This window comes from Mesorhizobium sp. M0676, assembly GCF_040320535.1.
In the GTDB taxonomy this organism is placed as follows: Bacteria; Pseudomonadota; Alphaproteobacteria; order Rhizobiales; family Rhizobiaceae; genus Mesorhizobium.
Map to the genome: position 1 here is coordinate 122,545 of NZ_JAMYPU010000016.1, position 22,578 is coordinate 145,122.

Here is a 22,578-nt window from a genome sequence, read left to right on the forward strand (position 1 = left end):
GGTGAACCGAATTTGCATGAACCGGAAAAACATATCACTTTTTGCAATGCCGCTTCACTGCTTTCTTGGGCCGCATGGAGAAACCGGTGACGACCTCGGCGCAAGCCACCGCGCTTGCCTGTCTCGATAGCATCCAGCCGTCGCTGTCGGCGTGGACGCGCACCATTTTCGATTTCGGCGAAACAGCCTGGCGCGAATACCAGTCGGCGGCCTGGTATGTCGCGCGGCTGAAGCATGAGGGCTTTTCGGTCGAGGAAGGGTCGGCCGGCATGCCGACCGCCTTTTGCGCCCACTGGACGAATGGCCCGGGGCCGACCATCGGCATGTACGGCGAATACGACGCCGTGCCTGGCAACTGCCAGGACGCGGCAACGGTGAAGCGATCGCGGCCGCGCCTCGGCAGCGAGGCCGGCGGCCACACCGATCCGCATTCCGGGCTTGGCATTGCCGGCCTCGGCGGACTTCTCGCCACCAAGGCGGCAATGCAACGCCACGGCATCGAGGGGACGTTGCGCTTCACCGGCGAGCCGGCCGAGAAGGTCAGGGGCTCGAAGCCGATCCATGCGGCCAAGGGCTACTATGACGGCCTTGCCGGCATGATCTCCTTCCACCCCTTCTATATGCTGCCGCTCTGCAACACGGCGCGCTGGGACACGCATTGCGGCGCCGCCTATGCGATGATCTACCGTTTTGTCTGCGACGAACCCGAAAACTGGGTTCGCGCAAGCGATGGCGCGCCGATCCCGCAGGCGCATTCGGCGGTGCGGGCGCCCGGCGCCAACGACGCACTGATGACGATGTACATGGCCTCCAAGGCGCTGCGCGATTCCATGCTACCCCACCAGGGCGGCTGGTCGATCAGCGAGGCGATCCTCACCGCCGGGCAGGCGACCGCCGACAATCTGCCGGCGGGGCTGGCCGAGATCCAGTACATGATCCGCGTGCCGACCATTGCCATGGCAGAGCAGGTCACCGCGGTGCTCGACCGTAATGCGGCCGCGGCCGCGGCGATCAGCGGTTGTCGCTATGAGCGCCATTGGGTGTCGAAGTCGAGGCCGGGCCTCGCCAATCACGCCATGGCGGGGATTGCCTATGAGGCGCTGTCCACCGTTGGCGCTCCAAGCTGGGACGAGGCGGCGAAAGCGATCGGTCGCGAGGTCCAGGTCAATGCCGGCGGCACCGCGACCGACAACCCTTTCATCGACGAGATGGAGCGGCTGGTTGCGCCGCAAGAGGCCGAGGCAATCCTGCGCCGCGATTTGCCTCCGTCGCAGATCAACTCGACCTCCGACGACTACACCGACATGTCGTGGCACACGCCGACCGCACGCTTCTATGTCGCCCGCCCGGCGCTGCGCTCGGCGAATGGCCATGCCTATCCATCCTGGGCGATGAACGCGCTGGGCGGTATCTCGGCCACCATCGACCCGATGGTCATTTGCGCCGCCAAGACGGTTGCGCTTGCAGCCCTCCGCCTGCTCGAGGACAAGTCCGCGCGTGATGCAGCCATGGACGAATTCGTCACCCGCACCGGCGGCGGCATTGGTGGCTCCAACTGGATCGCGCCGCTTTGCGACTATGACCCGCCGATCAATTTCCGCTGGCCGGAATATGTCACCACCGCGCGCGGACGCGATTGGTGGATTCCGAGCAGCCAATCCAATCAAGCTGCATAGTCAAATCGAGGAGAACCTTATGACCGTCCATGATCGCATCATCGCCGAACCGTTCTCGCTGCAGCGCCGCAATCCCGCCGGCGGCACCAAGCCGCTGACATCATGGGGCTTTGCCAACGAGACCGACGTGCTGACAGACGTGTTGCTCGGCTCGCCAAACTTCCTGCGCCACCTCTCGACCAGCTCGCTCTCGCGCAAGCATTTGCGCGAAGCGCCCTGCAACGTTCAGATCGCCCAGGCGCAGCACAAGGACCTCGTCGCCGCCTATGAGCATTTCGGCGTCAACATCCACTGGCACGAGCCGACGCCGGAACTGCCGATGCAGGTCTATTCCAGAGACTCCAGCGTCATGACGCCCTACGGCGCCTTCATCACCGCCATGGCCAATTGGTGGCGGCGCGGCGAGAACTATGCCGCCATCCGCACCTATGAAAAGCTCGGCATCCCGATCTACGACATGGTCACGGCTGGCACCTTCGAAGGCGGCGACTTCAACGTCATCGAGGAGGGCGTGGTGCTGATCGGCTGCGGCGGCGCCCGCACGCAGGAAGAGGGCGCCCGCCAGGTGCAGGACTGGTTCGAAAAGGAAGGCTGGGAAACGCGCCTCGCCTTCATCGACGAATATTACGTCCATATCGACCTGATGGTGGTGCCGATCGCCGAAAAACTCACCGCGGTGTGTCTCGCCTGCACCGAGCCCGGCATCGTCGACTGGCTGAAGGGCAAGGGCCACGAGATCATCGACGTGCCGTTCCAGGACACGATGGCGCTCGGCTGCAACTTCATGTCGCTTGGCAAGGACAGGGTGATCGCGCCGACGTCGAGCCAGTCGCTGATCGGCCAACTCAAAGCGCGCGGCTTCGAGGTTGCTGCCGTCGACATGAGCGAGATTTCCAAGACCGGCGGCGGCATTCACTGCATGGCGCAGGCGCTCAAGCGCGAGCCGGCGTAAGGGCACGAATTGCCGCCGGGACCTGTGACGGACTGCTGCCAGATTTGACAAAACGGGCCCAGCAGACGAAATTGATGCTATTAAGGAGGGATTCTGTGAAAAAAACCTACGAAAAGCCGAGTCTGGCCAAAGCCGGCAAACTGGGTTCGCTGGTCGCTTCAAACCCATCGAAGCCCGCCCCCTGAGCGCAACCAGCCGCTGAAGGCCGAAATTCGGTCGTCCTGGTTATCGGCGACCGGATCGCGCTGTATGATTGAAGGGAGCCGCCGGCTATGAACGGCGGGCTTTTTGCTTTGCGCCAGAGCGCTGCCGCGTCTGCCGGCTAGTCCAATCTGCCCGAACCTGAATTGAACTTGCGCCGGGCGTTTTCCAGATGCGCCCGCATCGCTTGGCCGGCCGCTTCCGGGTCGCGGCGCTCGATCGCCTCGAACACCGCTCGGTGGCCGGCAAAACTCGTGCGGTTTTCGATCTCCGTATTGGCCACGTGGATGCGCTGGTTGATCAGCCATTCGACCTAGCCGATGACTTGAAAACCAAGCCAGCTTCCCCAAAAGATCATGCCCAAACAAAGCCATAGCGCGAAGACCACATGCGCGCCGTTCCCGCCCGCTCGGCGATCAGGGAGTGGCTGGCGTGAGATGGCCGCGCTGACGACGGAACGAGATCGCCTCGTCTGGCCGGCCGGACTCGCGACGGCGTGGTCCGGCCGGAATTCCATCTGCTATGCGGGTATCAATACGGCGATGCGATGCACGCCGACCTCCTTGCTTGTATTCGTCGCTTCATCGGTCTTGCCCTTGGAGCAGGTGTACATATCACCCGTCTTGAGCTTGAATTCCTTGTCCGCTTTCTTGATCGTGAATGCACCTGAGGTAATGGTGCACACCATGTCGTTGTCCATCACGGTTTGAGGAGCATGTGCTCCGGGCTGAAACACAACGTCGATAATTGCGATGCTCTTGTAGGCGGGAATGTCTGCATTGCCGGTGCCGACCTCCACCACCCTGACACCGGGCGCAATCTCCTTGCCCTCTTTCGGGCCGTATTTCTTGATTTTTGCCGATGCCGCCAAGGTGAACAAAGGCGCTACCGCGGCGGTCGTCAGACCGAGGGCAATTGCAGACCTGCGATTCATGGTTTTCATTGCATCCTCCCGATGCTCGTCATGCATGGATATGCACGGCCGGCGATATATTAGCACAAACGAATTTACTTGTATGCAAAGTGACTGTGGCGCAGGCCAGCAAGAAATGCTCCGCCGGATAATGTCGCTTCACTGTACCTTTTGCCGGAATTTCGAATGACAGGTCGAGCAATCCTGCAGGATGAGATGCAGGATATGCTCCGCCGGCAGTTTGGTCGGATCGGCTTCCTCTGGAATCGAGCGCTTGCCGAGCAGGCTGCCGCCGCCCATCGCCAGGCCGGTGCCCATGCGCATGTCATCGGTGATGACGGCCGGCGCGCTTTCGGCCTTGGCGGCCAGAGCGTCGGCCAGCGTTCCGATATGATTTGCCAGGGCCTCGAATTCCGCCCGTGACTGATCGATCTCCAGCCTGGCCTGCGAAGGCGGTCCAAGCGAGCCGCTCGGAAATTCGGCAATCAGGGCAGGGCCGATGCGCGCGCGCAGCGTGTCCGCTGCCGCCTTGAAGGCTGCCGCGTCATAGGCTTGCCTGCGGTCGAACATGCCGGCAATGGTTTTCGCAGCCGCCGCCATCTCCTTCATCGACGCCTGGCGGGCCGCGACGATCGGTCCGCTGCCGACGGAGGCGCCCATCGTAAGGGCACAGACCAGCCACAGCAGCGCCGCTTTCACAGTCCATCTCACGGCGCCATGTCCTTGCCCCATTCATCCGTGCTCAGCCAGCCGCAGCAGGGGTTCGACCTGCAGTCGGATTCTTCGGTCGTGATGCCGGTTCTCATCGGTAAATTTCCGTCGCCGGAGGTCTCCGTCTCTGAGCAGATAGACCTTCCAGCCACCGGAAGGTCAACTGATTGAGAAGGCCGATCAGCGGGCAATCAGCACAGGCTTGCAGCAAGCTGACGCAGCGTTTCCTTGACTTGGATCGCAAAAACGGGCAGCAAGGCGGGGGTGAGGGAGAGCATTCTACCGTGGCGCAGACCATGGAGTGCTCTTTTTTTCGTATCAGGCGCCGCATAATCGGTGGCTGATGGAGGGATTGGTTAACCAACTTTGTCCATCTTTTGATTCAATCGGCAACAGACGCGAAAGGTGCAGGGGGCACCAGCGAACTGTGGATGTCACGGATGCGAGGGTCGCAAGCCTGCATGCCGATTGAGAGTGGTTGTATGGCGTTTTTGCGTTTGAAAGACCGGGGCGATACTCCTGAACGGGGTTTGACTTCGAAGAGATCCGGCCAGCGCTGGGTGGTGGTGCCGGTTGTCGGCGCGGCCTTGGCGCTGTGGTCGGTGGCAACTATGGCCGGCCTCTATTCGCTCGGTACCTCGCTCACCGCAGCCTCCAACAGCCTTCCGCACAGTCTGCTTCTGCCGAACGCAGCACTTGCCGATTCGCGCCGCAGCCTCGCCAATTCGTGGGCGCCTCGGCTTTCGGCGCAAAAATCACAGGCCTCGCTGCTCAGCCAATGCGACGCCGGCTGCGCGCATGCCGCCGCGAACTTCGCGCATGACGGCAAGATGGCGCGGCTGAAGCCGGCCGCGCACGCTGTGGCCCCGAGCAGTGTCGCCTCAAACATTGCGCCAAACACCAGCGTCGCTCTCGCCACTTCGCGCGGCATGCGCTTCGACGGCGTGGTGGCCAAGGCAGAGCTGTCGCCGCAAAAGCTGGCTGCCGCCTTCGCCAAGGCCTCGAATGCGCCCTTCATGCTTGCCAGCCTTCCGGTCGCTGCCCGTTTCGCCGAAGTCCGGCTGCCCGATCAGCATGGCCCGGCCTCGGAACGCTTTGGGCCGGAAGTGGCTGAGATCGAACGCTCATCGCGCCTGGCGCTGGCGCTGGCCAACAGCTTGCCGGAAGACGCTGACATGCTGGCCCCGCCGCCGGCCGTTGAAGCAATCGCCGGAGGGCAGGATCCTGAGCAGGCCGAGGTTCAGGTCGCTTCGCTGCCGCCGCAGGACGATCTGCCCGACAACATTGCGTTGCCCGGTTGGCGTCCACGCGCCGAAACCGCTCAGCCTGCCGAGGCTCGGCAAGCCAGCAAGCCCAGGGCAGCCAAGCCACAGACCGACAGGACGCCCGAGAGCCCCGCACCCCAGTCGCCGGGCAATTCGTCGCCGCGCTCGCCACGCAGTACTTCGGAGGTCGCCGCACTGCCTGGCGTGCCAGACAGCCAGAGCATCCAATCAAGCCGGATCAAGCCTGGCAAACGGTCGAAGACACAGGCCGGCGAGATGCTGGCCTATGCCAAGCCGGACGTCCCGGCGGGCGGTGTCGGTCGCGCCTTCAAGGATCTGTTCGCCACGCCCGGAATGGGCGGCGGCGTCGCCGTGTACGATATCTCGGCCAAGACCGTCTATATGCCGGACGGCTCGCGGCTGGAGGCCCATTCGGGGCTGGGTTCGATGGTCGACCAGCCGCGCTTCGTGCACAAGAAGAATGTCGGCCCGACGCCGCCCAACACCTATGATCTGCGACTGCGCGAATCCCGCTTCCATGGCGTCGAGGCGCTCCGTCTCACTCCGGTCAGCGGCGGCAATAAATACGGCCGCGACGGCCTGCTCGCCCACACCTACATGCTGCGCGGCGGCCGTGCGGAATCCAATGGCTGCGTCGTCTTCAAGGACTACGCCCGCTTCCTTGCCGCCTACAAGAAGGGCAAGATTAAGCGCCTCGTCGTCGTGCCGCGCCTGACCAAGCCGCTGACGCGGGTCGCTCAGGAAGGCCGGGGAGCGTAAGGCAGTAGGCAGTAGGCAGTAGGCAGTAGGCAGTAGGCAGTAGGCAGTAGGGCCCAGGAGCGTCCATCGCCTGTTGATTGTTTTTCTGCCCCTATTGCCTATTCCCCACTGCCTATTCCCTTTTCACCCCCAGGCAGACTATGAGTGACCCCTGCGGGTCGGCTTCACCACGAGGACATCCATGACAATACGCGCTGTCGTTTGGGGCGAGAACATCCATGAGCGGACCAATGAGGTGGTCGCAGCCCTCTATCCCGAGGGCATGCACACGACCATCGCCAAGGCGCTGAATGCCGACAAGGCGATCTCCGCCTCGACCGCCACGCTCGATCAGCCGGAGCACGGCCTGCCGGCCGACCGTCTGGCCGAGACCGACGTGCTGGTCTGGTGGGGCCACAAGGATCATGGCGCGGTGGCCGACGAGATCGTCGAGCGCGTCGCCCGCCGCGTTTGGGAGGGGATGGGGCTGATCGTTCTCCATTCCGGCCATTTCTCGAAAATCTTCAAGCGGCTGATGGGCACGCCCTGCACGCTGAAATGGCGCGAGGCGGGCGAGCGCGAGCGGCTTTGGGTGACCAGTCCCAGCCATCCGATCGCCGAGGGCGTCGGCGAATATTTCGAGCTCGAGAATGAAGAAATGTATGGCGAGCAGTTCGCCGTGCCCGAACCTCTGGAGACCGTCTTCATCTCCTGGTTCCAGGGCGGCGAGGTGTTCCGTTCTGGGCTGACCTATCGCCGCGGCGCCGGCAATGTCTTCTACTTCCGCCCGGGCCACGAGACCTATCCGACCTATCACGACGCCAATGTGCACAAGGTGCTGCGCAATGCGGTGAAGTGGGCGCACAATCCGCAGGGCACCAAGTCGGCGATCCTCGAGGCGCCGAACGTGCCGGTCGAGAAGGCGCTGGAGCCGATCGTCGAGCGCGGCGGCAAGCTGCACGCTTCGGGCGAGGCCGGCTTCCGCTAAAGCAAAATCCAGGAAAAAAGGCGTAGCGGTTTTCCGCATGGGTTTCCTAGACCGTATCTGCGCCATTGAATCGAACCAATTCGCTCGGAGTGCAGAGAATGCGGCTTTTGATACTGGGTACCGGCTGGATGGCGCAGGAGCATGCCCGCCGCTTCGGCGGTATCGACGGCGTCGAGATCGTCGGTGCTGTCGACGTCGATGAAAAGCGCGTTGGCGAATTTGCCGATGGGTTCAAGATACCGAAGCGATTCACATCGCTGGAAGACGCGCTGGCGTGGGGCGAGTTCGATGCCGTCGCCAACGTCACGCCCGACCGCATTCACCACCCGACCACCATGGCGCTAATCGCGGCCGGCAAGCCGGTGCTGTGCGAAAAGCCGCTGGCCGAAGACTTCGGCAAGGCAAGCGAGATGGCCAAAGCGGCTGAGGCTGCCGGCATCGTCAACATGGTCAATCTCACCTATCGCAATGTCGCTGCCTTGCAGAAGGCGCGGCAGATGGTGCTGGCCGGCGAGATCGGCACCGTCCGCCACGTCGAGTCCTCCTATCTGCAGAGCTGGCTGGTGTCGAAATTCTGGGGCGACTGGCGCACCGACCCGAAATGGCTGTGGCGGCTGTCGCGTGACCACGGCTCCAACGGCGTGCTCGGCGATGTCGGCATCCACATCCTCGATTTCGCCAGCTATGGCGCCGCACTCGACATCGACCACGTGTTTTGCCGGCTGCGCACCTTCGACAAGGCGCCAGGCAACCGCATCGGCGAATACGACCTCGACGCCAATGACAGCTTCGCCATGACGCTGGATTTCTCCAACAGCGCCTTTGGCGTCGTTCACGCCAGCCGCTGGGCGACCGGCCACATCAACGAATTGCGCCTGCGCATCTATGGCGACAAGGGCGGCATCGAAGTCGTGCACAATCTCGAGGGTTCGGAACTGAAGGCGTGTGTCGGCGAGGATATCGAGAACGGCAAATGGCAGGTGCTCGACGCCGGCACGGTGCCGACCAATTACCAGCGCTTCGTCGATGCGGTTCGCAGCGGCGTGCAGGCCGAGCCTTCATTCCACCATGCCGCCGAACTGCAGAAGGTGCTGGATCTGGCCATGGTTTCGGAACAGAAGCGGACGGAACTGAGGGCCAGCGCCGATACGCAGTGATGTGAAGGGGAGGAAGAAACTATGGTCTCGCGCCGCGCGCAATGTCTCTGCGCCCAGCTTTCAGCCGTCTGTTCGGGCGAGCCGGTGCGCATCTCGGTCTGCCACTGCCTCGACTGCAAGCGCCGCACCGGCAGCGCCTTCAGCTACAATGTCCGGTTTGCGCAAGCTGATGTATCGATCGAGGGGCGGGCGAAGCAGTTCACGCGCACGGGCGACGAGGGCGGCCGCGTCATCTACAATTTCTGTCCGGAGTGCGGCGCCGCCGTCCACTATCGCATCGACACGCAACCCGGCGTGATCGCCATTCCCGTCGGCGCCTTCGCCGACCCGTCGTTCCCGCCGCCATTTCAGTCTTTTTACCACGAAAGCCGGCGCTGTGAGTGGGTCGAGATCAATGCCGAGCCGCTGGCGACGTTCGACTGAAGGCCGCTTTTTGGATACCCGGAACCGTCCGCACGCTCCGCGCCTTTGAGAGGGCATCGCCCCTGATTGCCATTGCCGGGCCGTTAGCCATCGCGCTCGGCTGCCCCATGAATAGGCATAAGTCAAGACGAATCCGGCTTGCGGCCCGATTGCTGACATGCTTACCTGACGGCATGTGTTCAATGGGGGTATATGGATGGCTAAGGAATCTTCGAATTCCGCTTCTTCAGAAAAGAAGGCGGACGTAAATCTGATAGGTAACACAGAAGGAAACGGGCTGAACTTCATGGGAGTTCAGGCTCGCGAAAACGGAACCGCCGGCGACGCCGTCGGTGTCGACAAGATCCGTGACCTGCTGTTCGGCAACCAGATGCAGGACTATGACCGCCGTTTTTCCAAGCTTGAAGAACGGGTGTTGCAGCGCTTCAAGGATGTCGAGTCCGAGGCCAAGCGCAATCTCGAAATGTACGAGTCGAATGCAAAGAAGCAGATCGATTCGCTTGCAGGGCAATTGCGGAGCGAAAAAGATTCACGAGCCGATGCCGACAAGGAGATCGACCGGAATCTTCGCGAGCAAAACCAGGCTCTTGAAAAGCAGGTGCGCACGTTGTCGGATCAGTTGAGCGCGCTCGAGCGCGATGTTTCGGACCGGATAAATCGAAACGATCATTTGCTGCGTGAGGAAATCAAGCAGAAGAATGAAGGCGTTCAGATGCTGATCGAGAAGATGTTTGCCGACCTCAGCAACGTCAAGACCGACCGAAATCTTTTGGCTGGCCTGTTTGTCGAGGTTGCAAAGTGTCTCAATCAGGATCCCGTCGGGAGCAAGAGCAACTCGGACCGTAGCTGGAAAGTGAGTTGATGGGACCTTGACGTCCACCGTCGACCCATTCAACCTTCCGCAAAGAACAGCCTCGAACGATACAGAGATTGATCGCGAGGCTCTGGCTCGTCTTTTGATCGAAATTGCCCGGAACGTTGATCCGGACTACCGTGCGCAGTTCGAGGCGGTTCCAACCGCCGATCCGCGCATGGAAACGCTGCGGCAGTTGCTGGTCAGCCGCGAAATCTCCGAGCTTTCACGCGTCACGCATCTGCTCGACGAACCCGAGCAGCTTGCGGCGGCCGTGGGCGACGTTCTTCCCAGTGCTGCCGGACGAGCGCCTTACGCGCAACTCGGCGAGGCGCTTGCGCCAGCTGTCGAACGGGCTGTGCAACGGTCGATCCAGAAGAGCCCGCGCACGCTGACGGACATATTGTACCCGGTGTTTCTGCCGGCAATTCGCAAGTCGATCGGCGAAAAGATCGACCAGACCTTTCAGTCGCTGAATGAAACTCTAAGGCACATATTCACCTGGCACGGGCTCAAGTGGAGACTTGAAGCCTGGAGAACAGGGGCAAGCTTCTCGGCAGTTGTTCTGAAGCATTCCCTTGTCTACCGTGTGGAACATGCGTTTCTCATTCATCGGAATTCCGGCCTTTTGATAGCGCATGTAACTGCCGACAATGCGACGAGCGAAGATCCTCAGCTCATTTCTTCGATGCTCAGTGCGATTCAGGATTTTGTAAAAGACTCATTTAACGAGAAAGAGCAGAGCGGCCTGGACACAATCCGTTTCGGCGAGCTTCGTCTCTGGTCGGAAGTTGGACCGTTTGCGACACTGGTTTCGGTGATCCGGGGAAATCCGCCGGAGGAATTGCATGAAATCGTTCGCGATGTGTTGCTTCGCATCCATGAGCAATCCTCAGAGGCTTTAGAGCAGTTCGACGGCGACGGTTCGCAGCTGGCCTCCGTAGAGGCGCAGTTGCAGACCTGCGTCGAGCTCAAGCAAGAGGAATCAAACGACGGATTTCCGTGGCTGGTGGCGGCCGTTGCCCTGCTGCTTTTGAGTCTGGCAGGCGGTTGGTACTTTCTTTCCTGGCAATCAGCGCAGCGCTGGCAGGCTTACGTGTCGCGCTGGCAGGCTTACGTGTCGCGAGTGGAGGCCCAGCCGGGCATCATCGTTGCCGAACAGCAGGTACGCGATGGCCAGTTCTATATTGCCGGCCTGAGGGACCCGCTTGCCGTCGACCCGCAGTCGCTGTTGTCAGGCACGGGAGTCGATCCGGCCGGGGTTCATTCGCAATGGCAATTTTATCAGAGCCTTGAGCCGGAGTTCGTGCTGAAGCGGCTGACGGCGTCGCTGGCTCCGCCGGATTCAGTGCGACTTTCGATTGTCGATGGCCGCATCGTCGCCGAGGGTGAGGCTCCCGACACCTGGATCAGCCGGGCGCGCGCGGCGGCCCAGCAGCTTTCGGCAGGCGGGCCGGTCTTCGATATCTCGGGGGTTCGTGACGTAAGTCCCCAAGTGCGCGAGGCGGAGCGCTGGCACGCCTATGTGTCGCGACTGGAGACCCAGCCGGGCATCATCGTTGCAGACCAAAAGATAAGCGACGGCCAATTCTATATTGCCGGCCTGCGAGACCCGCTTGGCGCCGATCCGCAGTCGCTGTTGTCGGGAACAGAGGTCGATCCCGCCCGGGTTCATGCGCAGTGGCAGTTCTATCAGAGCCTTGAGCCGGAGTTCGTGCTGAAGCGGCTGACGGCGTCACTGTATCCGCCGGATACAGTACGACTTTCGATCGTCGATGATCGCATCGTTGCCGAGGGTGAGGCTCCCGACACCTGGATAGATCGCGCGCGCGCGGCGGCCCGGCAGCTTTCGGCAGGCGGACCCGAATTCGACATCTCCAAGGTTCGTGACGTGAGCCCCGAAGCACGCGCGGCGGAGCACTGGCAGTATTATGTGTCGCGACTTGAGGCCCAACCGGGAATCATCGTCGCCCAACAAACGGCGAGGGGCGGACATTTCTATATTTCCGGCTTGAGAGACCCGCTTGCCGCCGACCCGCAAGCCCTGCTGTCCGGAACGGACGTTGATCCTGCCCGCGTTCATGCACAGTGGCAATTCTATCAGAGCCTTGATCCGAAGTTTGTGGTGAAGCGGCTGACGGCGGCGCTGTCCCCGCCGAAAACCGTTCAGCTCTCGATCATCCAGGGTCGCATCGTGGCCGTGGGTGAGGCTCCTGCCGGCTGGATTAACCGCGCGCGGGCCGCCGCTGAACAACTTTCGGCGGACGGAGTGGTTCTGGATGTCTCGCAGCTGCGTGAGCTGAACCTCGCAGAACTTAATCATTTGAGGCAGGCGATCCAGACGACCGATATTTTCTTCTCTTCCGGCAAGGTTGTGCCGGGACCGGAGCAGACGCCGGTTCTCGACAGGTTGGCGGATCAAATAAAGGAATTCGCCCAGAGTGCCCGCAATTCCGGCGTAACGGCGAGGTTCATGTTGACCGGGCATTCGGACACCACGGGCCGTGAGACGGCCAACGCGTCGATCAGCGCCGCCCGCGCCGAGACAGTTCGTGCGCTTCTCAACAAGCGCGGCGTTGCTCCCGAACTGCTGCTGGTTCGGGGCGCGGGCACTTTTGAGCCGGCTGTACCTGAAAACAGTCTAACCGGTAGCTCCACCAATCGCCGGGTTTCGATTACGGTAAACCTGGACTAGCGGAGCCCAACATGTTGCAAAAAAAGATCTGCATGCTGGGCGGCTTCGCCGTCGGAAAGACGAGTCTGGTCCGCAGGTTTGTGCAGAGCATCTTCTCAGAAACCTACTTGACCACCGTCGGAGTGAAAATCGACAAGAAAAGCGTCGCGCTCCCGGACAAAACCGTGGATCTGATTTTGTGGGATTTGGCCGGCGAGGACGATATCGGCTCATTCCGCGTCAGCTATGTTCGAGGTGCAACCGGGCTCGTGCTAGTCGTCGATGGAACCCGCGCTGCTACTCTTGCCGTGGCACTCACGCTGCGCGAACGGGTCGAGGCCGAATTCGGCGCCATGCCGTTCGTATTGCTGTTCAACAAGTCCGATCTGGCCGATCGGTGGGCGATATCGGATGGTGAGATCAACGAGTTGAGGCAACGTGGATGGCAAATCTATCTAACAAGTGCGCTTTCGGGCGAGCAGGTCGATGACGCCTTTCGTCAACTTGCCTTGATGGTCACCAAATAGACCATGCATGAATTGCCAAAAGAAGTCAGAAATTGGTTTTTCAATTTCTTCTTCGACGGGCACGCTGTCGCTTATCTGAAAATCGACGCTGAGCTTTGCATAGCTGCCAAGGGCGGTAATGTTGAACATTACGGGCTGTCATCGCTTCGCATCGGCAAGCCTGTTGCGGGGCAGCTTGAATTCATGGAAGGTTTGCTGCCTTGCCCGGAGCTTCCGTTTCGCATGGACATGGTTGAACTGCCCGGCGGGCGTGTCGCCGACCTCCATTTTTTTGCTGACAATGCGTTCGTGTGGCTGCTTTTTCTGGACGCCACTGCCGAACGAGACAACAGGCAGCGGCTTCAACAGAAGGCCTATGAAATGACGCTCCTGCAACAGAGGGAGCGTCAACTCAACGAAAAATTGCAATCGACGAACGAGGCGTTGAGGAAGAGCCAGGAGGGATTGGCGCGTGAATATCAGCGCGCCGAAAACCTGCTCCTCAACATTCTCCCGGCCTCGATCGCGGAGCGATTGAAAGCGCAAAAGAAAATTGCCGACAACCACGCAGAGGTGAGTGTGCTTTTTGCCGACATCGTCGGTTTTACGGAACGAGCGCGCAGCGTCGGAGCGGTGACGACGCTCGCTATTTTAAACTACTTCTTCAAGGCGGCGGATCGGCTCTCTGAGCGATACGGCTGCGAAAAAATCAAAACAATTGGCGATTGTGTGATGGTGGTCGCCGGCCTGCCCACGGCGCGATCCGATCATGCAAAGGCCCTCACGCGCTATGCGATTGAGCTGCGCAAAGCGGTCAAGCGGGAACGCTTCGCAGGAGAACCGATAAGGCTGAGAATTGGAATTCATTCAGGACCGATCGTCGCCGGCGTCATAGGCAAGAGGCGGTTCGCCTATGACCTGTGGGGTGAGACCGTTAATCTCGCCTCACGTATTCAAACGTCCGCGGAGCCCGATGAAATCCGTATTTCCGATGCAACTTGCCAACTGCTTGGACCGAAATTTGCTTGCGACCCACTCGAGGAAACGGAATTGCGCGGTGCGGGTCGCGTGCGAATGTGGCGGCTCCCGAGCTGATCCGTCGCCTGCGGTGCGACCGTGGAGCGCCGATAGCGGCGCCCGAAAGCCATTGGCGTGACCTGATCTTGCGATCGCAAAGCACCCTTTGCGCTTGCCCGGAAGGCCTCTATTCTGGAGCACAGTGGCCGCTGGTGGGATAGAATGTCGGTACTGCCTTTTCTGAGAATCTACGCACCGCTAAATGCGGTGCTCGCTGCGCCTGGGCTTCTGGCGGTGGCTGCGCTCACGATGCCGAACATGTCCGGACGAAGCAGACTGGCTCTGGCTGCCGTGCTCGCTGTAATTTGGGCCGCCTATCTTCTGCAGATGGCCGAGACCCTGCTCAAGCGCAGGGCGGGAGACCTCAGGGACAGGACGCCGGCAATCGCGATCGATGTGCTCGCGGTTTTGGTTCCAGTCGCCGCATTTCTGCTCGACGGCACGCCCGACCGGAGCCTCTACTGTGCTGTCTGGCTGCTGAAGCCGCTGCGCGACTCGACCTTCTTCCCGCTGCTTGGCAGGGTTCTGGCCAACGAAGCGCGCAACCTGGTCGGCGTCACCACGGTCTTCGGCCTGGTTCTGTTCGGTGTCGCACTCGCGGCCTATGTCATCGAGCGCGACGTCCAACCGGAAAAGTTCGGCAGCATCCCCGAGACAATGTGGTGGGCGGTGGTCACGCTGTCCACTACCGGCTATGGCGACGACATCCCGCAAAGCTTCGCCGGCCGCGTTCTTGCCGGGGCTGTCATGATGTGTGGCATCGGCATCTTCGGGCTCTGGGCCGGCATTCTTGCCTCCGGCTTTTATCAAGAAGTCCGTCGCGAGGATTTCGTCCGCAATTGGCAATTGATTGCCGGCGTTCCGTTGTTTCAGAAGCTTGGCCCGGCCACGCTGGTCGAGATCGTGCGCGCGTTAAGACCCCGCACGGTGCCGGCGGGCGCCGTGATCTGCCGCAGCGGCGAGACCGGTGATCGGATGTTCTTCGTCGTGGAGGGCCGCGTCAGCGTCGCGACGCCGAACCCGGTGGAGCTTGGCCCTGGCGCCTTCTTCGGCGAGATGGCGCTGATCAGCGGCGAACCGCGTATGGCGACCGTCACTGCCGCAACTTCTGTCTCACTCCTGTCGCTGCACGCGGCGGATTTCCAGATGCTGTGCAGCAGCAGCCCGGAGATCGCGGAAATCATCCGCAGGACCGCGCTCGAGCGGCGCGGCGCGGCGCCGGTGGCTTGACCGTACAGCCGATGGTGGCCCGGCTGGAACTGGATGGTACGGCTCTATCGACCACTCGCCAGGTTCTGGACGGCACATGGAAGTTCCCAGAGGCGTAGCCGGAGACCTAAACGTAGCCGATCCACTCTACCGGCGGCTCGTTGTTTGGCGCTGTGCGTCGACAGTTCCTGCCCCGCGGCCTTTCGGACGACCGGCTTTGGCTAAACTCTAATGCCTTAGAATCTTGCTTAGAAAAGCCCGGCTGCGGTCGGTCTTCGGGTCGGAGAAAAACGCCTCCGGCGTGCCGCTTTCGACGATGGCGCCGGCGTCCATGAACACCACGCGCTGCGCCACCTTGCGGGCAAAGCCCATTTCGTGCGTCACCACCATCATGGTCATGCCTTCCTCGGCCACCGCGACCATGACGTCGAGCACTTCGGAAATCATCTCGGGATCGAGCGCCGAGGTCGGTTCGTCAAACAGCATGATCTTGGGGCGCATGCCGAGGCAGCGCGCGATGGCCACACGCTGCTGCTGGCCGCCGGACAGCTGTGACGGGTAGGCGTTGACCTTGTCGGCGAGGCCGACCTTGGCCAGCAAGTCGCGCCCGGCCTGCTCGGCCTCGGCGCGGGGGATCTTGCGCACATGGATCGGCGCCAGCGTGACGTTTTCCAGCGCCGTCTTGTGCGGGTAGAGGTTGAACGACTGGAAGACGAAGCCGATCTCGGTGCGCAGCTGCGTCATGTTGGTGGCGGGGTCGCCGAGGCGCTGGCCGTCGACGACGAGGTCGCCATCCTTGATCGCTTCCAGGCCGTTGATGCAGCGGATCAGCGTCGACTTGCCCGAACCACTTGGGCCGCAGACGACGACCACTTCGCGCGGCTCGACGCTGAGCGTGATGTCCTTCAGCACATTGAGCGAGCCGAACCATTTGTTGACGCCGCGAAAGTCGATCATGCCCGTTTTGGTCAGGTTTGTCTTGGTCGGGCTTGGATTGGTCATGGCGGTCAGCCCTTTGGGTTCGATGTCACAGCTGCACCTCGCCATGCGCCGCGCCCATGCGGCGCTCCAGCCGGCGGGCGAGCATGATCAGCGGATAGCAGACGATGAAATAGCCGACGCCGACCAGGAAGAAGACCAGCAGGCCGTTGGGCACACGCTGCACCACAAGCCAGCCGACGCGGGTGAGGTCGGTCAGCCCGATCGCCGAGACGACGGAGGAATCCTTGATCAAGAGTACATATTGCCCGACCAGCGGCGGCAGCACGATGCGCATCGCCTGCGGCAGCACCACCTGGCGCATGCGTTGCCAGCGCGACAGGCCAGACGCCAGAGCTGCCTCAACCTGGCCGGTCGGCACCGAGCGGATGCCGGCGGCGACGATCTCGCAGATGAAGCACGCGGCGAGGTTGGTGAGCGCGATGATGCCGGCCGTGAAGGCATCGAGCTCGATGCCGAATTCCGGCAGGATGAAGAAGATCAGGAAGATCTGCACCAGGAACGGCGTGCCGCGGATCAGGTCGACCCAGGCGCCGATCACGCTCGAGATCAGCCGGTTGCCGCCGGTGCGCAATATGCCGAGGCCGAAACCAAGCAGCGTGCCCAGCACCAGGCTGATCGCCGACAGCATCACGGTCATCCCGAGGCCGCGCAAGGCGAGGGGGTAGCTGCCGGCCAGGCTTTGCAGCTGTTGCCAGATCATGTGCTGCTCCTTGCCGGCTGCAGACCGAGCCAGCGACTGGACAGCCCCGCCAGTCCTTTGAGGCCGTAATAAAGCAGCAGATAGAAAGCGGCGATGGTGATGAAACCTTCGGCCGGCATGAAGCGGTCGGACGCCAGCAACTGGCCGGCGCGCGTCAGTTCGGAAACCGAGATCAGCGACAACAGCGCGGAATCCTTGACCAGCACGATCGCCTGGCCGAGCAGCGGCGGGATCGTCACCTTGAACGCCTGCGGCAGGATGACCAGGCGCATGCGCTGGACATAGGTCATGCCCGAAGCGACGCCGGCCTCGACCTGGCCGCGCGGGATCGACAGGATGCCGGCGCGGATGATTTCCGCGACATAGGCGCCGCTGTTCAGCGACAGAGCGATGATGCCGACGACGAGCTCGGGCAGGACGAAGCCGAGACGCGGCAGGCCGAAATAGAGGAAGTAGAGCTGCGCCAGCAACGGCGTGGCGCGCACGGCATCGATATAGCCCTTGGCCAGCACGCGAAACAGCTGGCCGCGCTGCAGGTTCATGGCGGCGAGCACGATGCCGACGGCCAGCGCGCCCGCAAAGGACAGCGCCGACAGCCATACGGTCGTGATCAGACCCTGCCCGAACAAAGGCAGATATTCGATGATGGTGCGGAAGCTGAAATTTTCGAGCATGGCGGTGAATTGTGAATGGTAATGGGCAGTAGTGAGTAGTGAGTGGTGAGCAGTGAAGGGCGTCCGGAATGGCCATTCACCATTCACCATTCACTACTTCCTACTCACTACTCCCTGCTTACCTCTGCTTAGTGATCCTTCTTCCAGGCGTCGGAATTGACCCAGTAGTCGAGGTTCTTCTGCAAGCGGCCGTCGATGCTGACCTGGTTGAGGAACAGGTTCATCCAGATCAACAGGTCCGGCTCGTCGTAGCGGGTGGCGAAGGCAAGCGGCTCCTTCGACAACAGGTCCGGCATGATGGTGAAGGTGCCGGCGGGATAGGCTGTCGACTGACCCTTGACCGCCGAGACGTCGTTGACGCCGCAATCGGCTTGGCCGTTGTTGACCGCGTCGAGCAGCAGCGGGCCGCCGCCCTTGTAGCTCTTGATGTCGGCATCCGGGAAGGCGTTCTTGGCTTCCTTTTCGCCGGTGGCGCCCAACAGCACGGCGATCTTGGTCCCCTTGGCCTTGCAGTCCTCGGTTGTCTTGAACTTGCTGTCGGCCTTGGTGAAGACGGTGCTGCCCGTATACATGTAAGGTGTGGTGAAGGCGACCTTCATGCCGCGCGCCAGCGTCGGCGTCATGTCGGCGACGAGCAGGTCGGCCTTGCCCGAAAGCAGCGCCGGGATCAGCCCGTCCCAGTCATAGTCGAGGAAGGTGATCTTGACGCCCATTTCCTTGGCCATCAGCTCGGCGAGTTCGACCGAACTGCCGGTGCGCTCGCCGGCCGCGCCGACCAGCGAGAAGGGAGGTCCTTGCGTCTGTACCGCGACGCGCAGTTCGCCGCGCTTGGTGATCTCGTCGAGCGTTCCGGCACTGGCCGCCGTGGCGAGCCCCGCAAGCGCAAGTCCGGCGATAAAAAGTCTGGCAATCTTCATTTTGGCATTCCTCCTGTTATCGTTGTTGTTCCACTTTGTTATTCCACCCTTTTGGGTGTTTTTTGAGCGGCGGCACCGTTTGCCGGCGGCAGCCACCGTTCGAAAATCGTCAGTCCCAGGCCACCGTTTCGGTCACCTTGATGCCACGCCTCGCCAGCTCGTCAAAGAAGGGTTCGTCCGGCACATGCAGCAGCGGGTTGAGCAGGCCAGGTGTGGCGATCTCGCGCCGCGCCAGCATCTGCGCCACGATGCTGGCGGGATAGCCGACGCCGAGGCTCATGCCGAACAGGCCGGATGCCAGGTCGCGTTCGATGATCAGGTCCGATGTCACCGTTTTGGCGCGACCGCCCTCGAGACCGGAAAAGACATTGCGCATCACGCAAAGGTCCTTCTCGTCAGCGCCATACTGCAATTGCGGGCCGAGCAGCCGGCCGAGAAATTCGCGGGGGCTGGCGCCGGTGCCGGGCACCTTGTCTTCGGAGAGGAAGCCGAGTTCCTTCAGCGGCGCCCAGAACGCCGACCATCCCGGCCAGCGCAGTGTATAGCGGCCCGAGCGTTGCAATCCCTTGGCGGCCGCCAGCATCTCGACATAGTGCAGCGCGTCGCCATTGGGGAAAGCTTCCAGCCGGCCGAGGCCCGCGACCTCGATCTCGTGGATGAAGGCATTGTCGTGCTGCCGCCCGGCCGGCACTTCGACGCGCTTGCCATGCTCGATCATCACGCTGTCGCGGTTCTGGCTGACCAGAACCATGTCGAAATTCCAGCTCACCTTGTAGCAGAGCGGCTTCGCCATCGCCTTCGGTTCGGGGATGCCGCCGCAATAGGAATCGATCGAGGAGATCCTAGAGAACTGCTTTGCGGCGCGCGCGTAGAGCACGAGGTCGATGCCGGGATCGAGCCCGCATTCGGTCATGATCGAAACGCCGGCCTGTTCAGCCTCCGCCGCCAGATCGGCAATCGCCTTGCCGTAATTGGTGGTGACCAGCGGCGTGCGCGTTGCGATCGCGGCCTGCACCGCCTCGCGCATCAATGGCTGTGGCAACAGATCGATGGCGGCGTCGACATCCGCCAGCACGGTGGCAAGTGCCGGGCCGATGGGGCCCTCGGGCACGACGAAACGCACGCGGGAAAGGTCGGTCAGCCCGGCAAGCCGGGCAGGGCCGTCGGCCGACGTATCGACGCAGACGACTTCCTCGACGCCGGCGCTGGCGACGAGATCGGCGATGGCCGCCCGTCCCTGCAGGCCGAGGCCGCCGAGAACAGCTATTCTCATGCCGGCTCCTTGCGTGACGGTGTTTCTTCCGACCAGCAGCCTTCGGGAAGGCTGACCCATTTGTTGCATGAAGCCATGACGACGAAGGTTTCGCTGCGCACGACTTCCCCGGGAATGCCGGCGCCCGGAATCAGCTCGCTGGTGATGCGGTAGAGGTCGGCGACATCGCCGGCGACGGTCACGTCGACGATGATGTCGAAGCGCCCGGTAACCACCGAGGCCGAGTTGACGAAAGGCAGTTCGGCAATGCGCTGCGCCAGTTCCCGGGCGCGGCCACGTCCCTGAGCGTTGATGCCGACAATGGCCGAGATCAGCTCGGGGCGTTCGGTCAGATTGAGCAGCCCGACGATCTTCAAGAGGTTGCGGTCGAGCAGATTGCGCAGCCTTGAGCGCACCGTCGGCACCGAGATCGCCATCGTCTCGGCGAGCCGGTTGATGCCGGGCTGGGCATCCTGCGACAACAGCTTTACCAGCCGTCGATCGGTTTGATCGAGATGCTCACGCAAAAGGCAAGGCTTTCATAAAGGAGAAAAATGTGGTGGAATTTCTTCCTGATATGAAAATAGCCTACGAGATATTTATAATAACAGCAAGAGGTGAGTTTGTTGCTACGCTGATCGAATGGACTGGAAGATCGCCACCGCTGCCGCAGTCAGCGCGGCATTGCCGGCCGCAACCGTGCCATCCGGCAGATGCTTCCCATCCTCCAGCCCGACGCGCGTCGACCAGTTGCGATCCGCCGCACGGCGCACGAACGGCCACACCGTCGCGTTCTCGCCATGCAGCAGGATGGCACGGCGAATGCCGGCGCGCTCCAGGACCTGTTCGATGCCGCCGGCGACCGCAAAAGCCTCGTCTAGCGTCTGCTCGGAAATCTCGATCAGCACGCGCAGCACGCGCCCGCCATGGTCGAGGCCGACCAGCCGCTCGGCGTCGGCGACCGACGCCAGACCCGCCTCGATGCCGATGCCGCGCTGGCGCAGGCTCTCCATGACGATCGGAGCCGCCGCCTCGCTGAGATTGACCGAGGCATAGTCCGGCAATTCGCGCCAGCCGGCGATGGCGACCAGCGTGCTTGTATCGTCATTCTCGATCCAGGCGCCGGTGGAGACCCCGATCAGCGTACCGGGGCAGGCACGGCGCAGCGCTGCGATCGTCGGGTCCATCGCTTCCGGCGCAAGGCTCTCGCGGCGGTCCGCGCCGCGGGCATGGACATGCAGCTCAGCTGCGCCCACGGCAATCGAAGCCGCCCCGTCGCGCGCCATGGTGTCGGGGTCGAGCGGCAGGGTGGGGTGAAAATCGGCGGCGCGCGCGCCATTGATGCAGGCCTGGACGATCATGGCTCTCGCGCTCCTGTTGCGGATCGCGCGAGCCTAGCAAAGAGCAGGGTGGAGAGGAAACGGGCGCGGTGAAGACTGCTGACAGGGTGCCGCTTCTGCGGAGCTTGCGGCATCGGCCCAGGACATCATATAGCGGGACAGGACACGCCACGGGCGATCCTTACCCCTTTGCCGGACTGCCGGCCAGAAGGATTTGCGATGGCTGAGTTGAAGGTCAGAACCCGCGTCACCGGCGCGACGGCGACGCTGCAGCCAGGCGGCTTGCCGGCTGTCACGACGCCGACCGGCGGCGCGGTCGATGTCGTCACCGGCATGAGCGCGCCGGGCTTCAATCCGCTCGACCTGCTCTACGCCTCGCTCGCCTCCTGCATGGTGCTGAGCGCGCGCATCGCCGCCTCACGCCTCGGCGTCGCCGCCGAGCTTGGCGAAGTACGCGCCGAGGTCAGCGGCGAGAAGGCGAAGGACGAACCGTCGCGCGTCGAAAGGCTCAACATCAGGCTCGACATCTCAGGCGATCTCGACGCTGCGACCAAGCAGCGGATCGTCGAGGACGCCGAAGCGATCTGCACGGTGTCCAACACGCTGCGCGCCGCGCCGCAATTGCATACGACGCTTGGGTGAGGGTGTCGCAGAATGCCTCGCTACCACCAACCAAGGACCGTCCCATGGCCATGATCCCGCCGATCGACTACGCCTCGGCATCGCAAGACATCCGCGCCGAGCACGACAGGGAACTTGGCCTGCGCGGGCGCATGACCAACATGAAGCGCATCCTGCTGCATTCACCGGCAGCCCACCGCATCTATGCCGAATGGTTCACCCTGCGCGATCTCTTGAAGCCCACGCTCGACGACCGCGCCATCTGGCTGTTGTCGCTGGCGGTCTCCGAGAGATGCCGCGCCGAGATTCCGCTCACCTTCTTCCGCCGCGCGCTGATCGACAGCGGTCTTGATCCCGAGGCGATCGAGCCCAGCGCTGAAGAAGCTTTGCTGATCGAATTCGGCAAGGCAGTCGCTGCCGATACCAACGCCGTTCCCGACGATGTCTGGGCGGCACTCAAGGCTCGCTACGACGACACACTGCTGGTCAACCTCGTCGCCTTCGCCGGCATCATGGTGGCGACCTGCTTGTTCACGAATGCGGTGCGCGTTGATCTCGACCCGGAGCTGGAGGTGTATCGCAAGCGGTGAAGCGCGTTTTCCCTTCTCCCACAGGGGGCAAAGGGCATAGGCGCTAAGATAGGTATTGCCCTGCGGAATCGGGTGTGATTCTACACTGCGATGACACACGAATCGCTTGTTGATGACG

23 protein-coding genes are annotated in these 22,578 nt (G+C 62.2%); 13 read left to right on the forward strand and 10 right to left on the reverse strand.

The genetic code is table 11. The annotated features are described in order from the left end of the window. Positions 1-74: 74 nt before the first annotated feature. Together NKI35_RS19190 and NKI35_RS19195 are read left to right on the forward strand one after the other, a co-directional pair. Positions 75-1,676, forward strand: a complete 1,602-nt coding sequence (locus NKI35_RS19190; protein WP_031204236.1) for a zinc-binding metallopeptidase family protein — start codon at positions 75-77, stop codon at positions 1,674-1,676. 19 nt (positions 1,677-1,695) lie between these two features. Continuing rightward, positions 1,696-2,628 (forward strand): dimethylarginine dimethylaminohydrolase family protein, encoded by a 933-nt coding sequence (locus tag NKI35_RS19195; protein WP_023711883.1) that lies wholly within the window; start codon positions 1,696-1,698, stop codon positions 2,626-2,628. A 322-nt stretch (positions 2,629-2,950) separates the two neighbouring features. On the opposite strand, the gene NKI35_RS19200 is transcribed toward NKI35_RS19195, so the two are convergent. The 3 genes from NKI35_RS19200 to NKI35_RS19210 all read right to left on the reverse strand — a co-directional run bounded on the left by NKI35_RS19200 (position 2,951) and on the right by NKI35_RS19210 (position 4,453). Continuing rightward, positions 2,951-3,112, reverse strand: a complete 162-nt coding sequence (locus NKI35_RS19200) for an FCD domain-containing protein (protein WP_023684777.1) — start codon at positions 3,110-3,112, stop codon at positions 2,951-2,953. A 237-nt stretch (positions 3,113-3,349) separates the two neighbouring features. Further along, complete coding sequence (locus tag NKI35_RS19205; protein WP_023684778.1) at positions 3,350-3,772, reverse strand: hypothetical protein; 423 nt, start codon at positions 3,770-3,772, stop codon at positions 3,350-3,352. A 129-nt stretch (positions 3,773-3,901) separates the two neighbouring features. Next, positions 3,902-4,453, reverse strand: a complete 552-nt coding sequence (locus NKI35_RS19210; protein WP_245263134.1) for a cytochrome c — start codon at positions 4,451-4,453, stop codon at positions 3,902-3,904. 482 nt (positions 4,454-4,935) lie between these two features. On the opposite strand from NKI35_RS19210, the gene NKI35_RS19215 reads away from it, so the two are divergent. From NKI35_RS19215 to NKI35_RS19255, 9 genes are all read left to right on the forward strand, one after another. Beyond that, a complete protein-coding gene (locus NKI35_RS19215) occupies positions 4,936-6,498 on the forward strand; it encodes a DUF2778 domain-containing protein (RefSeq protein WP_084569989.1) in 1,563 nt (520 codons plus the stop codon). A gap of 181 nt (positions 6,499-6,679) precedes the next feature. Further along, on the forward strand, positions 6,680-7,465 hold the full coding sequence (locus NKI35_RS19220; protein ID WP_023684782.1) for a ThuA domain-containing protein: 786 nt from the start codon (positions 6,680-6,682) through the stop codon (positions 7,463-7,465). Between the two features lie 98 nt (positions 7,466-7,563). Beyond that, entirely contained in the window at positions 7,564-8,622 is a 1,059-nt protein-coding gene (locus tag NKI35_RS19225) for a Gfo/Idh/MocA family protein (RefSeq protein ID WP_352462862.1), read from the forward strand. A 21-nt stretch (positions 8,623-8,643) separates the two neighbouring features. After that, the gene (locus tag NKI35_RS19230; protein WP_352741248.1) at positions 8,644-9,045 is read left to right on the forward strand and encodes a GFA family protein; all 402 of its coding nucleotides are present in this window, start codon (positions 8,644-8,646) and stop codon (positions 9,043-9,045) included. A 196-nt stretch (positions 9,046-9,241) separates the two neighbouring features. Next, a complete protein-coding gene (locus tag NKI35_RS19235) occupies positions 9,242-9,907 on the forward strand; it encodes a hypothetical protein (RefSeq protein ID WP_023670314.1) in 666 nt (221 codons plus the stop codon). A 7-nt stretch (positions 9,908-9,914) separates the two neighbouring features. After that, entirely contained in the window at positions 9,915-12,593 is a 2,679-nt protein-coding gene (locus NKI35_RS19240; protein ID WP_352741249.1) for an OmpA family protein, read from the forward strand. Between the two features lie 11 nt (positions 12,594-12,604). Then, positions 12,605-13,099: a Rab family GTPase gene (locus NKI35_RS19245; protein WP_023670316.1), complete on the forward strand. Its 495-nt coding sequence runs from the start codon at positions 12,605-12,607 to the stop codon at positions 13,097-13,099. Between the two features lie 3 nt (positions 13,100-13,102). Further along, complete coding sequence (locus tag NKI35_RS19250) at positions 13,103-14,173, forward strand: adenylate/guanylate cyclase domain-containing protein (RefSeq protein ID WP_352741250.1); 1,071 nt, start codon at positions 13,103-13,105, stop codon at positions 14,171-14,173. Between the two features lie 144 nt (positions 14,174-14,317). Further along, positions 14,318-15,385 (forward strand): cyclic nucleotide-gated potassium channel, encoded by a 1,068-nt coding sequence (locus tag NKI35_RS19255; protein WP_352741251.1) that lies wholly within the window; start codon positions 14,318-14,320, stop codon positions 15,383-15,385. Between the two features lie 207 nt (positions 15,386-15,592). Here NKI35_RS19255 and NKI35_RS19260 read toward each other — a convergent pair whose 3' ends face one another. The 7 genes from NKI35_RS19260 to NKI35_RS19290 form a co-directional block, all read right to left on the reverse strand. After that, a complete protein-coding gene (locus NKI35_RS19260) occupies positions 15,593-16,321 on the reverse strand; it encodes an amino acid ABC transporter ATP-binding protein (RefSeq protein WP_023670319.1) in 729 nt (242 codons plus the stop codon). Positions 16,322-16,391: 70 nt separating this feature from the next. Then, a complete protein-coding gene (locus NKI35_RS19265) occupies positions 16,392-17,066 on the reverse strand; it encodes an amino acid ABC transporter permease (RefSeq protein WP_352741252.1) in 675 nt (224 codons plus the stop codon). After that, on the reverse strand, positions 17,063-17,740 hold the full coding sequence (locus tag NKI35_RS19270) for an amino acid ABC transporter permease (RefSeq protein WP_023693902.1): 678 nt from the start codon (positions 17,738-17,740) through the stop codon (positions 17,063-17,065). The genes NKI35_RS19265 and NKI35_RS19270 overlap by 4 nt, the downstream gene beginning before the upstream one ends. A gap of 128 nt (positions 17,741-17,868) precedes the next feature. After that, entirely contained in the window at positions 17,869-18,657 is a 789-nt protein-coding gene (locus NKI35_RS19275) for an ABC transporter substrate-binding protein (protein WP_023670322.1), read from the reverse strand. Between the two features lie 109 nt (positions 18,658-18,766). Next, positions 18,767-19,930, reverse strand: a complete 1,164-nt coding sequence (locus NKI35_RS19280; RefSeq protein ID WP_352543827.1) for a saccharopine dehydrogenase family protein — start codon at positions 19,928-19,930, stop codon at positions 18,767-18,769. Continuing rightward, positions 19,927-20,436: an Lrp/AsnC family transcriptional regulator gene (locus NKI35_RS19285; RefSeq protein ID WP_023670324.1), complete on the reverse strand. Its 510-nt coding sequence runs from the start codon at positions 20,434-20,436 to the stop codon at positions 19,927-19,929. Before NKI35_RS19285 ends, NKI35_RS19280 begins: the two co-directional genes overlap by 4 nt. 102 nt (positions 20,437-20,538) lie before the next feature. After that, the gene (locus NKI35_RS19290; protein WP_352652596.1) at positions 20,539-21,270 is read right to left on the reverse strand and encodes a 3-keto-5-aminohexanoate cleavage protein; all 732 of its coding nucleotides are present in this window, start codon (positions 21,268-21,270) and stop codon (positions 20,539-20,541) included. A gap of 198 nt (positions 21,271-21,468) precedes the next feature. Between NKI35_RS19290 and NKI35_RS19295 the strand changes: the two genes are divergently transcribed. Continuing rightward, on the forward strand, positions 21,469-21,891 hold the full coding sequence (locus tag NKI35_RS19295) for an OsmC family protein (RefSeq protein ID WP_352741253.1): 423 nt from the start codon (positions 21,469-21,471) through the stop codon (positions 21,889-21,891). 44 nt (positions 21,892-21,935) lie between these two features. Next, positions 21,936-22,460 carry a carboxymuconolactone decarboxylase family protein gene (locus NKI35_RS19300; RefSeq protein ID WP_352538129.1) on the forward strand — a complete coding sequence of 175 codons (525 nt, stop codon included), beginning with the start codon at positions 21,936-21,938 and terminating at the stop codon, positions 22,458-22,460. Positions 22,461-22,578 lie beyond the last annotated feature (118 nt).

What these genes read in the sequence shown, in the direction of transcription:
- NKI35_RS19265 (WP_352741252.1), bottom strand. Translation starts at nt 17,066, where the DNA reads ATGATCTGGCAACAGCTGCAAAGCCTGGCCGGCAGCTACCCCCTCGCC.
- NKI35_RS19280 (WP_352543827.1), bottom strand. Translation starts at nt 19,930, where the DNA reads ATGAGAATAGCTGTTCTCGGCGGCCTCGGCCTGCAGGGACGGGCGGCC.
- NKI35_RS19245 (WP_023670316.1), top strand. Translation starts at nt 12,605, where the DNA reads ATGTTGCAAAAAAAGATCTGCATGCTGGGCGGCTTCGCCGTCGGAAAG.
- NKI35_RS19275 (WP_023670322.1), bottom strand. Translation starts at nt 18,657, where the DNA reads ATGAAGATTGCCAGACTTTTTATCGCCGGACTTGCGCTTGCGGGGCTC.
- NKI35_RS19215 (WP_084569989.1), top strand. Translation starts at nt 4,936, where the DNA reads ATGGCGTTTTTGCGTTTGAAAGACCGGGGCGATACTCCTGAACGGGGT.
- NKI35_RS19205 (WP_023684778.1), bottom strand. Translation starts at nt 3,772, where the DNA reads ATGAAAACCATGAATCGCAGGTCTGCAATTGCCCTCGGTCTGACGACC.
- NKI35_RS19235 (WP_023670314.1), top strand. Translation starts at nt 9,242, where the DNA reads ATGGCTAAGGAATCTTCGAATTCCGCTTCTTCAGAAAAGAAGGCGGAC.
- NKI35_RS19190 (WP_031204236.1), top strand. Translation starts at nt 75, where the DNA reads ATGGAGAAACCGGTGACGACCTCGGCGCAAGCCACCGCGCTTGCCTGT.
- NKI35_RS19295 (WP_352741253.1), top strand. Translation starts at nt 21,469, where the DNA reads ATGGCTGAGTTGAAGGTCAGAACCCGCGTCACCGGCGCGACGGCGACG.
- NKI35_RS19195 (WP_023711883.1), top strand. Translation starts at nt 1,696, where the DNA reads ATGACCGTCCATGATCGCATCATCGCCGAACCGTTCTCGCTGCAGCGC.
- NKI35_RS19220 (WP_023684782.1), top strand. Translation starts at nt 6,680, where the DNA reads ATGACAATACGCGCTGTCGTTTGGGGCGAGAACATCCATGAGCGGACC.
- NKI35_RS19260 (WP_023670319.1), bottom strand. Translation starts at nt 16,321, where the DNA reads ATGATCGACTTTCGCGGCGTCAACAAATGGTTCGGCTCGCTCAATGTG.
- NKI35_RS19270 (WP_023693902.1), bottom strand. Translation starts at nt 17,740, where the DNA reads ATGCTCGAAAATTTCAGCTTCCGCACCATCATCGAATATCTGCCTTTG.
- NKI35_RS19250 (WP_352741250.1), top strand. Translation starts at nt 13,103, where the DNA reads ATGCATGAATTGCCAAAAGAAGTCAGAAATTGGTTTTTCAATTTCTTC.
- NKI35_RS19255 (WP_352741251.1), top strand. Translation starts at nt 14,318, where the DNA reads ATGTCGGTACTGCCTTTTCTGAGAATCTACGCACCGCTAAATGCGGTG.
- NKI35_RS19230 (WP_352741248.1), top strand. Translation starts at nt 8,644, where the DNA reads ATGGTCTCGCGCCGCGCGCAATGTCTCTGCGCCCAGCTTTCAGCCGTC.
- NKI35_RS19300 (WP_352538129.1), top strand. Translation starts at nt 21,936, where the DNA reads ATGGCCATGATCCCGCCGATCGACTACGCCTCGGCATCGCAAGACATC.
- NKI35_RS19290 (WP_352652596.1), bottom strand. Translation starts at nt 21,270, where the DNA reads ATGATCGTCCAGGCCTGCATCAATGGCGCGCGCGCCGCCGATTTTCAC.
- NKI35_RS19225 (WP_352462862.1), top strand. Translation starts at nt 7,564, where the DNA reads ATGCGGCTTTTGATACTGGGTACCGGCTGGATGGCGCAGGAGCATGCC.